This is a genomic window from Secundilactobacillus malefermentans DSM 5705 = KCTC 3548, assembly GCF_001436395.1.
Taxonomy (GTDB): domain Bacteria; phylum Bacillota; class Bacilli; order Lactobacillales; family Lactobacillaceae; genus Secundilactobacillus; species Secundilactobacillus malefermentans.
The window spans coordinates 1-9,626 of sequence record NZ_AZGJ01000060.1; the positions used below are offsets into that span (position 1 = coordinate 1).

At 32.9% G+C, this 9,626-nt stretch carries 12 protein-coding genes; 7 read left to right on the forward strand and 5 right to left on the reverse strand.

The window, feature by feature from the left end:
- Positions 1 to 61 precede the first annotated feature (61 nt).
- Entirely contained in the window at positions 62 to 388 is a 327-nt protein-coding gene (locus FD44_RS08890; protein WP_010620831.1) for an ArsR/SmtB family transcription factor, read from the reverse strand.
- Positions 389 to 643: 255 nt separating this feature from the next.
- Between FD44_RS08890 and FD44_RS08895 the strand changes: the two genes are divergently transcribed.
- From FD44_RS08895 to FD44_RS08905, 3 genes are all read left to right on the forward strand, one after another.
- A complete protein-coding gene (locus tag FD44_RS08895; protein ID WP_010620832.1) occupies positions 644 to 2,551 on the forward strand; it encodes a heavy metal translocating P-type ATPase in 1,908 nt (635 codons plus the stop codon).
- Positions 2,552 to 2,644: 93 nt separating this feature from the next.
- Positions 2,645 to 2,866 (forward strand): type II toxin-antitoxin system RelB family antitoxin, encoded by a 222-nt coding sequence (relB, locus tag FD44_RS08900; protein WP_002307624.1) that lies wholly within the window; start codon positions 2,645 to 2,647, stop codon positions 2,864 to 2,866.
- Positions 2,867 to 3,139: a type II toxin-antitoxin system RelE family toxin gene (locus FD44_RS08905; protein WP_002301363.1), complete on the forward strand. Its 273-nt coding sequence runs from the start codon at positions 2,867 to 2,869 to the stop codon at positions 3,137 to 3,139. It begins immediately after the preceding gene.
- A gap of 325 nt (positions 3,140 to 3,464) precedes the next feature.
- Here FD44_RS08905 and merA read toward each other — a convergent pair whose 3' ends face one another.
- Both merA and merR read right to left on the reverse strand, forming a co-directional pair.
- Positions 3,465 to 5,105, reverse strand: a complete 1,641-nt coding sequence (merA, locus tag FD44_RS08910) for a mercury(II) reductase (protein WP_002316044.1) — start codon at positions 5,103 to 5,105, stop codon at positions 3,465 to 3,467.
- Between the two features lie 13 nt (positions 5,106 to 5,118).
- Positions 5,119 to 5,517, reverse strand: coding sequence for an Hg(II)-responsive transcriptional regulator (gene merR, locus FD44_RS08915; protein ID WP_002301360.1), 399 nt, complete (start codon positions 5,515 to 5,517; stop codon positions 5,119 to 5,121).
- 316 nt (positions 5,518 to 5,833) lie between these two features.
- Between merR and FD44_RS08920 the strand changes: the two genes are divergently transcribed.
- From FD44_RS08920 to FD44_RS08935, 4 genes are all read left to right on the forward strand, one after another.
- Positions 5,834 to 6,385 carry a tyrosine-type recombinase/integrase gene (locus tag FD44_RS08920; protein WP_010620833.1) on the forward strand — a complete coding sequence of 184 codons (552 nt, stop codon included), beginning with the start codon at positions 5,834 to 5,836 and terminating at the stop codon, positions 6,383 to 6,385.
- 309 nt (positions 6,386 to 6,694) lie between these two features.
- Positions 6,695 to 6,895 (forward strand): hypothetical protein, encoded by a 201-nt coding sequence (locus FD44_RS08925; protein ID WP_056973887.1) that lies wholly within the window; start codon positions 6,695 to 6,697, stop codon positions 6,893 to 6,895.
- Positions 6,896 to 7,064: 169 nt separating this feature from the next.
- Positions 7,065 to 7,394: an AbrB/MazE/SpoVT family DNA-binding domain-containing protein gene (locus tag FD44_RS08930; protein ID WP_010620821.1), complete on the forward strand. Its 330-nt coding sequence runs from the start codon at positions 7,065 to 7,067 to the stop codon at positions 7,392 to 7,394.
- Positions 7,384 to 7,671: a type II toxin-antitoxin system RelE/ParE family toxin gene (locus FD44_RS08935; RefSeq protein ID WP_010620822.1), complete on the forward strand. Its 288-nt coding sequence runs from the start codon at positions 7,384 to 7,386 to the stop codon at positions 7,669 to 7,671. Before FD44_RS08930 ends, FD44_RS08935 begins: the two co-directional genes overlap by 11 nt.
- A 103-nt stretch (positions 7,672 to 7,774) precedes the next feature.
- Here FD44_RS08935 and FD44_RS08940 read toward each other — a convergent pair whose 3' ends face one another.
- Both FD44_RS08940 and FD44_RS08945 read right to left on the reverse strand, forming a co-directional pair.
- Entirely contained in the window at positions 7,775 to 8,305 is a 531-nt protein-coding gene (locus FD44_RS08940) for a DUF536 domain-containing protein (RefSeq protein WP_235786640.1), read from the reverse strand.
- Positions 8,306 to 8,316: 11 nt separating this feature from the next.
- A complete protein-coding gene (locus FD44_RS08945) occupies positions 8,317 to 9,480 on the reverse strand; it encodes a RepB family plasmid replication initiator protein (protein WP_010620824.1) in 1,164 nt (387 codons plus the stop codon).
- Between the last annotated feature and the right edge of the window lie 146 nt (positions 9,481 to 9,626).

Consider the following 9,626-nt stretch of genomic DNA (forward strand, 5'->3'; position numbering starts at 1 on the left):
CGCTGTCTTTTTTTATTTGAACTAATGAATTGTAAAATCATTTTAACCTTGTAGTTTGTCTTTATTTTTCTTTTTCTTTTTCTTGTTCTTCGATATGAGTTGAAACTTGCTCAAGAATACTAAAAATATGAAGATCGTCAAGGCTATAAATCATATTTTTACCAGCTCTTTTTGATTTTACTAATCTTGAAGTCTTTAAAGTTTTTAACTGGTGAGAAATTGCTGATTGTTCCATACTCAAAGAATGCGCAATAGCTCCAACGCTAAGTTCTTCTTTCTGCAGAAGAAATAAAATTGAAAGTCGGGTAGGGTCACTGACCATTTTAAATATTTTACTTACCTCTTGGATAGATTCATTTTTTAATGGAGAAGTTGATAATGAATTCATAAAAATTTCTCTCCTTCATATGTTTGTTTATTCACATTTAGATTATCATAATATTTTTATAAAGCAAGATTTTTTGTATAAGGGTAGCTATTTTAGAGTCCTATTTTTTTTATCACCTAAATAAGATAACTATTTTTTTGACAAATTAGATAGAGCGATATAAAATGAATGTATAGACATATGAATGTTCGTTCAAACGTAATTCGTAAGCATTACGATTTCTAAAAAAAAGTTTTATTAAGAAAGGTGATAGAAATGAAAGAGATTCAAGAGCAACACTCACACGAAAATAATAGTCACGATCATGGGAAAATGCCAATTATTTTGTACTTTATTGGTTTAGCATTGTCGCTCATTGCGTTATTTGTAAACGGAGAAAATAATTTAATCCAAAACACTTTGTTTTCAATTGCTTCAATTAGTGCTGGTTATCATGTCATTATTCTTGAAGGAATTGGAGAAACGATTGAAAACTCAAAAAGACAACACAAATTTACCCCTAATTCTCATATTTTAATGGGAATAGCTGCAATAGGTGCTTCTCTGATAGGAAATTTTTGGGGAGGAACGTTATTGGTTCTTATTTTCTCTGGAGCACATTTTCTTGAAGATTATGCTGAAGGAAGAAGTAAAAGAGAAATTACCAAGTTATTAGAAATGAATCCAACAACAGCTAGGCTAATCATGCAAGATGGCAATACAACAATCGTTAATGTTAGTGAGTTGAAAGTAGGAGATCAACTTCAAGTGTTAAACGGTGACCAAGTACCGATTGACGGAGTAATAGTATCAGGCTCTACTTCGATTGACGAATCTTCTATTAATGGTGAGAGTATACCTAAAGAGAAATCAAAGGGAGACGGAGTTTTTGGGAGTACAATTAATGGAACGGGTACCTTTACTATGGAAGTCACAAAAGAAACTAACGATACTGTCTTTTCAAAGATTTTACAACTAGTGAATCAAAATCAAGAGAATCAAACAAAAGCGTCTAGTATTATCCAAAAGTTTGAGCCTAAGTATGTTAAATTTGTTTTAATTGCAATCCCACTCTTCATTTTACTTGCTCCTATGCTGTTTGATTTGACATGGTCACAAAGTATTTATAGAGGATTAGTCCTTTTAGTCGCAGCTTCTCCGTGTGCTTTAGCAGCAGCTACCGTATCCGTAACATTGTCAGCCACTTCTAATCTAGCAAAAAGAGGCGTACTTTCAAAAGGAAGTGCCTATTTGTCCCAATTAGCGGATATTCAAGCCATTGCCTTTGATAAAACAGGAACATTAACTAAAGGGAAACCGGAAGTAACCAATTATTACTTTTCTGATTCTGTGAACGAGGAAAATATGATTGATATCGTAGTGGCTCTTGAAAAAGAATCAAATCACCCGTTAGCAAGTGCTATTTTAGACAAGTTTGAACCAAAAAATAAACTAGCTATTGAAGTGGAAAATCAGATTGGAAAAGGTTTAATAGGCGATTATAACGAAAACACTTATCGTATAGGTAAACCAACTTCTTTTGAGGCTGTATCGGATGACTATACACGTTTGAATAAAGAATGGGCTTCAGAAGGTAATACGGTTGTATATGTATCAGAAAATGAAAAAGTAATCGGCCTGATAGCATTAATGGATATTCCAAGTGAACATGCGAAAGCAACTATAGATTACTTTAAGAAGTGTGGTATCCATACCACTTTAATTACTGGGGATTCTGAAATGACAGGGCAAGCTGTTGGTAAACAATTAGGAGTAGATCAAGTAATTGCAAACGTCATGCCAGAAGATAAATCTAACATTATCAATGAACAAAAAGAAACCTATGGTATAACCGCTATGGTGGGAGATGGTATAAACGACGCACCTGCTCTTGTGAAGGCAGATGTTGGAATTGCTATGGGAGAGGGTACGGATGTTGCAGTAGATGTATCTGATCTAGTATTAATGAAAAATGATTTGTCTAAATTGGTAAAAGCTCATGAAATTTCTTTAAAAATGAATCGAGTTATTTGGCAAAATATTATTTTCTCAATGGTAGTTGTCGCTTTTCTAATTACCGTAAGCTTAGTAGGATTAACGGATATAGCCATTAGTGTGATTGTTCATGAAGGAAGTACCTTAGTCGTGATATTAAATGGTCTTCGATTATTAAAGTCTAAATAAATACATGAAATTGGATAAAATCATGTATCTAAAGTTTGCAGCCTCTCTAATTTTGTATTACAATGTATATACAAAAAGAAGGGGGTGATTCTAATGACTGTCATATCGCTCAGAATTGATACTCAGGAAGATAAATTAATTAAAGAATATGCTAAGGCGAAGAATATTTCGGTTTCGGCTCTGATTAGAAGTTCTGTCTTGGAAAAAATCGAGGATGAAATTGATTTGGGCCTATATAATCAAGCCATGAAGGATCATAAAGAGAATCCGAAAAGTATTTCTTTTGAAGACATGCTAAAGGAGCTATCTGATTAAATGAGCTCAGGTTATCAAGTCGAGTTTGAAAAAGGAGCTCAAAAAGCGTTAAAAAAAATGGACAAATACCAATCCCTTTTAATTATGGGATGGATTCAAAAGAATCTAGTGAATTGTACCGATCCTAGGCAGCATGGAAAAGGATTAACCGTCAATCGATCAGGCGAATGGCGCTATAGAATCGGTGATTATCGCTTAATAGCTGATATCAATGACGAGACCGTAACCATTTTAATGTTAGAGATTGGTCATAGAAAAAATATTTACAAATAAACCATTCAAATTGAGTGCAAGCATGTTTAATAAAAAAGGATTCTACTGCTTTTTAAGCGGTAGAATCCTTTTTTGATACGATTTAATTATCTATATTAAGCACGTAAGGCAACAATCGCATCTTCAATAATATCTTGCTGCGTTGCCTAAATGAGCAATTGCGTTTCTAAATAGTCTTTTATTTCTTCAACCTCCACTAGAATAGAGCTATTAATTGGCACGTAGACGTTTGCTGATGTCATAATCTTCAACTCCTATCGTTATAGATAATAACGAAAGATAAACCAAGGTGTTACCAGCTACTACAAGAAACTAAATAGAAATATTAACCTGCACAACAAGATAATTTCGAAATATCTTTATCAAAGGCTAGAGCTGCTAACTTTAAGCCTTCTGACATTGTTAGATAAGGCGCTAAAGTATCTTTTAAATCAGCTACGGTCAATCCAAATTTAACGGCTAAGGATGCTCCATAAATAACTTCTCCTGCATTTTCAGAAACGATATGAACTCCCAAAATCTTCTGTGTTTTTCTATCAACCACAAGTTTAAACACCCCTGTCGTATTATGATTGACAATCGCTCTAGGAACATTTTCTAATGACAATACCGCTTTTTTTACTTCGTATCCTTTTTCTTTCGCTTGTTGTTGTGTTAACCCAACAGTTGCAAATTGCGGACTGGTAAATGATACTCCAGGAACTACCGATAAATCGATTGCTTTATTTAACCCACCAATTGCATTTCCTGCTGCAATTCCTCCTTCATAGGCTGCTACATAGACAAACTGAGGTCCTAATGTCACGTCTCCTGCTGCATAAATTTTTCTATTACTTGTCTGAGCAAAAGCATTTATCTTGATTTCATTGTTTGGCCCAACTTGAACGCCTGCTGCGCTCAAGTTCAATACTTCTGTATTCGGTTTTCTTCCTGTTCCAACTAGTAGCTCGTCTGACTCAATGACCTTATTTTTGCCGTTTACAATAATATGAACTTTTTTAATATTTCCGTCTTGCTCTACTCGTTCATAAGTTGCTCCGGAAATGAGCTTTATTCCTTGTTCGATTAAAGCTTTCTCCATTGCTTCAGAAATCTCTGGATCATACTCTTTTAAAAGTCGTTTGCTTCTTTGAATAAGGGTAACCTCAGAACCCAGATTGTGGAAGAGCTGTCCCAGTTCTCTTCCAATATAACCCGATCCAATAATTGTTAATCGTTTTGGTACTTTTCTTAGTTCAAGGAGGGTTGTGCTAGTTAAATAATCTACTTCTTTAAGTCCAGTAATACGAGGTAAGAGTGGAGAAGCACCCGTTGCGATTAAAAACCGTTGGGCAGAATATGTTTGCCCACTAACTGTCACAGTGTTTTCGTCAATGAATTTTGCTTCTCCTTTAATTAAATCAAAACCATAGTCGTCAATTAAATTAGTGTATTTTTGTTTGCGTAAATCATCAACTAGTTCATTTTTTTGATCGACTAAGCGGTCTAATTCTACTTCTCCCGTAGAAGTGTGCAATCCTTCAAAAATATTTACATGTGCTGATTGATTGATTTCTCCAGCTCGAAGCAGCGTTTTTGAAGGGATACAACCAATGTTCACACAGGTTCCGCCTACAGTTCCGCGTTCAATCATGCCCACCTTTGATCCATACTCGACTGCTTTTATAGCTGCTGAAAAAGCTGCTCCACCAGAACCGATAATGAGCAAATCATAATCTTCCTTGTTATTAGTCATCACGCGTTTTTGAACAGGTAACTTTTCTACTTCTTCGGGCTGATAATTTATTTTTTTAACTGCTTCTATCGCGTTTTCTATTGCATAGTCGTCTGGTAATTGAAATACCGCTTCGCTTTGACTGAAATCTGCTTTAGCGTTGAGAGCTCCCATGCTCTCAAGCGCTTTTTCTATATGTTTTTCACAGCCAGTACAGGTCATTCCTTGAATGCGCATTCTAAATTGATTCATTTTCCTACCCCCGTTAATTTTCTATTAATACTTCTATGATAGGACACGCGTATAGTTCTTTTTCATCTGGACATCTTGCTCGTAAATCTTTTAGCATATATTCTATTCTATTCAAATTCTCGATTTTTTTTTGAATTTCTCTTTCTTTCTTAGAGACAAATTCAAACATACCTTCACAACGAATGTTGTCTTTATCTACAACACCAAGTAATTTATAAATTTCATTTAAAGAAAAGCCAATTTCTTGTAGGTGTTTAATGAATTTTACTCGTTTTACATCTTCCTCTGAATAAACTCGATAACCGGAATTAGTCCGATCGGGTTCTGGTAGTAAGTTTTTTCGTTCGTAATATCGAATGGATTCCTTATTTACACCACATTTTTCAGAGAAGGAGCTAATAAAATAAGCCATGCTATCACATCCTTTTTTTAATTATAAACCATGTACTTAGGTACATGTCCAACCAAAAATAATACGAAGGGGGGAATATCATTTTCCTTCTTATTTACTTTCAAAAATGAAGTGAAAATTAAATGTGGTACCAATAAATTTTGAGACTTCTTTTATAATAAATAATATCGGACCTAAATACATGAAATTACCTAAAATCATGTATCCAGAATACTATCTCTATAGGGTTCTTTTTTTCTAAGCCCCTCCGATACATGATTTCGTGGTATACTGAATGAAATCATGTATCGTTTTTTTGAAAGGAGAGCCATTTTCAATGACATATAACGTCCAACCTTTAAGAACGCAGCAAGAAATCAACGACTTTTTATTTTGTTTGCGCCGCAATAAGAACGCCAAACGCGATGTTTTTCTGTTTTTGATCGGTATTAATAGCGGTTTACGCATGTCCGATATCGTGAAACTAAAGAAAAAAGACGTGATTACCTCGAAGAATCCACGCATTGTGGAACAAAAGACCGGGAAAACACGTATTTTATATTTAAGCAGCCTGCAGGAGTTGATCCAAGACTACACCAAAGACTTGAAGCCAGAGGATTATTTGTTTCCTAGCACCACCGGTGGCCATTTAAAGGTCAACACGGTGTACCAGATGTTTCAAAAGGTGGGCGACCTATTGGATCGAGACGATATCGGCACGCACACGTTGCGCAAGACGTTCGGTTATCATTACTATAAGAAAACCAAAGACGTGGCTACACTCATGGAAATCTTCGGTCACAGCAGCGAAAAAATCACCAAGCGCTATATCGGAATCAATGAAGATGAGATTAGTGAAACCTTGTTGAACTTTAGATTAGGTTTTTAAATGTTTAATTCATATGTACCACACAAAAAAAAACTAAATAGGACTTTTAACCAAAATAGCTAAGTAGTATACCAATCAAACCTGCACTCACTGCACCAATAATAAACCATTTTCTATTTTGTATATTAGTTGTGATTCTGTTTTTTAGATTTTTTTTCATTAACTCATCTCCCAGTCTGTCCTATAATTAAAATATTAACTACTTTAATTCTATTAATTATGTATTATTCTATAAGGGTGTAATGCAGCAGGAAAACATGTTGCAACTACATACAAAACGAAGTAGCTATATAGGTTAGAGGTGAGTTTATGTTTGATAAATATAAAGAATTTACAGAAAAGCACCCGTATGCTTATGTCATATTAATAATGGTATTTACCAGTTTTATAGGTATTTCAATTGAGTATATAGTAAATAAAAAAATTATCGGTGGAGGATTATATACCGCTATAGCACTTACTTTAATTGAACTTTTAAGAATCAGGAGAAGAAATAAAGAAAAAATTTAATTTTTCAATGGTTCTTAAAAGTATTGGTTAACATAATCTTCATTAAGCCAAGTAAAACTCCTTTGGAAATTATTCTGAAGGAGTTTTATTATTTTGTATTTATGCTAAAAATAGAGTACAATGTAATTACTAAGTAATTACACAACGTTTAAATGATGGAGGAAATCATATGATTACAAAAACAAGAAAACAAGGAAATTCTATTATGTTAACTGTACCTAAAGAATTCGATGTTCCCAATGGTGTTGAAGTAGAAGCTAAGCTTGTAGAGAATGGTATCCTTTATGAGTTTGTAGAGCCTAAAAAAGAGTTTTTTGATTTTAGCGAAGATGTTTTAGCTGATATTCTTTCAGAAGGTTATAACAAACAAGATATATTAAAAGAATTTAAAAATAGAAAAAGTGATTTAACTTATGCATTTAGATCTATTGCTGAAGATACTGTTGTAAATTCTAAACCGATGACAAAAGAGGAGTTGGCAGTAGAAATTGGCTTATGAGATTCTACCTTCTAAACACGTAGTAAAGTATCTAAAAAAAGTAAAAGAGAAAGCATTAAAAGAACAGTTTTTAACGATAATTTATGATGAGATAGCCGTTCATCCTCATTCGGGAGAACAAAAAACTGGTGATCTATCAGGAATTTGGGCAATGGGATTTAAGTATGCAGGTACGACATATCGAGTTGCATATGAAATTAAAGATAATACAGTGATACCTATATTACTATGTGGAACGCATGAAAATTTTTATGAGCAATTAAAAAAGATTAGGTAAGAACCTAATCTTTTTTCGTCTATAATTACTTAGCATAAAGCCCATTAAGCAAAGAACCCTGGCGTATTAATTTATGTCAGGGTTCTTTGCTATTTACTTTAAACTACGGCCTTTTTTTGAAAAAACGGCTTAAAAACCCTTTTTTTTCAAAATCATCATTAACTAGAGGGTTACTAGTTGAAAAGGCCGAATCTTCTGTAGTTTCATTAGATAATTGAAGCTGTAGTTGTTCAATATGTTTATTTGTTTGTAGTGACAATTGTTGCTGCTGATCAAGTAACTTTTGCATAGTTTGTATTTGTTTATCTTTTTCTGCGAGTTGTTTATCTTTTACCTTTAATTGTTCATTAAGTATTTTTTCAACATCATAATTATTAGCAGTTTTTTTATCACTTGTTGAGTTATTTCTAAGCCCATCTTCTCTAAATTGATTACTATCAAAGTTACTAGACTTTCCGGTAACTTTACTGGTAACTCTAGTAACTTTTTTCCTCACTAAATTTGACACATCAGTGTTTAAATAAATAGTATTGCCTTTTTTAGTTACCGATAAGGTTGGTGGTAACTTTTCTAAATGTTTACGAATTGCCTGTTTTGATACTCCTAATTCGTCTGCCAGCTCTTTTATCGTCATATCAGCCAATATTATTCACCTCTATAGATATTATTTATTTTCACAGTTACAAGATAATCCTCTATAGAAGCTTTTAAATATTTTACAATGTTTTCTTTTTTGGAAGATGGTACTCTATGTGCAGCTACATACTGGATATGTTCTTTCACTGAATTTCGACCTTGTAAATTTGCTAATTCTTCATACTTTGGAAATACGGTTCTTTGCAAACCAACCATGACTTTTTTATCAATTAAATCATACTGATTGATTAACAATTGTTTTAATAATGACTTTGTATACGGACTTTGCATAGCTAATCCTAATAATTGATTTTCATTTTCTTCTTTAATTTGTTGATGTTTTTGAGAAATAGGATCATTCAATTTGTACTCCATTGGAGCTATGGTTGTTTTTTTCTTCTCAATATAAAACTTTATACCTACAATTGATCGTCCTTTTTTTATTTTGTCGTAAGTAACTGTAAAATGGGTATTTTTGTTAATTTCCTCAACTGGATTTTTTAATATCTTTTTGTCAAAATTACTGAACAACTCATATTCATTTGTTGTATTTGTTAACCTGCGCAACTCTTGTATCTCAATATACGGGTTTCTAAGCTGTTCTAATTGTTCTTCCCTACGTTGCCCTTTTTCATTGTAATTTTCATACTGATTATAATACATAGAAAACCATTTATATAATATAACACTGTACTTACTGTTCAATTCCATAATATCTGTGATGAGATATTGCGTGAAATTTGATTTTAGATTAATTAAATAAGGCATAATATCTTCTGTGAATTTAATAGAAACCGAATCGTTATAATCATTCCAGCTACTTCTTGAAATAGGAGAAATAATTGAATACTCGAACTTCCCATCTTTTTTTTGAACTTCCTGAACTTCAAAAATAGCTTGCTCATGTAGGTTTCTTAAAGCATTTTTAAAGCGAGTGTGTTTACTGCTGCTTGCTACATCAAAAAAAGAGAATAATGTTTCTTTTGATACGTAAACCGTATTATCTTTTGGAATATTTTCTGTATCTAAGCAAGAAACAGCTAATTCAAAAATTTTTAGCGGTATTTTATCCATTTTAGCTACACTGGTGATTAAGTCATTATGTTCCACTGCTTTTTGGTTTTCTAAGTCGCTTATATGTAACACTTTTCGTGGTAATATTTCATTATTCATAAATATAGATACAACTCCTTTACTTATATTTAGAGAAAAAATATTAAGGGAAAAAGTAGATCTTCTCTATGCTTTTTTATTGTACAAAAACGTAAGTACTTTATCAAGCATAAAGTACTTACGTACATCGCTTTTGGTACTTACAT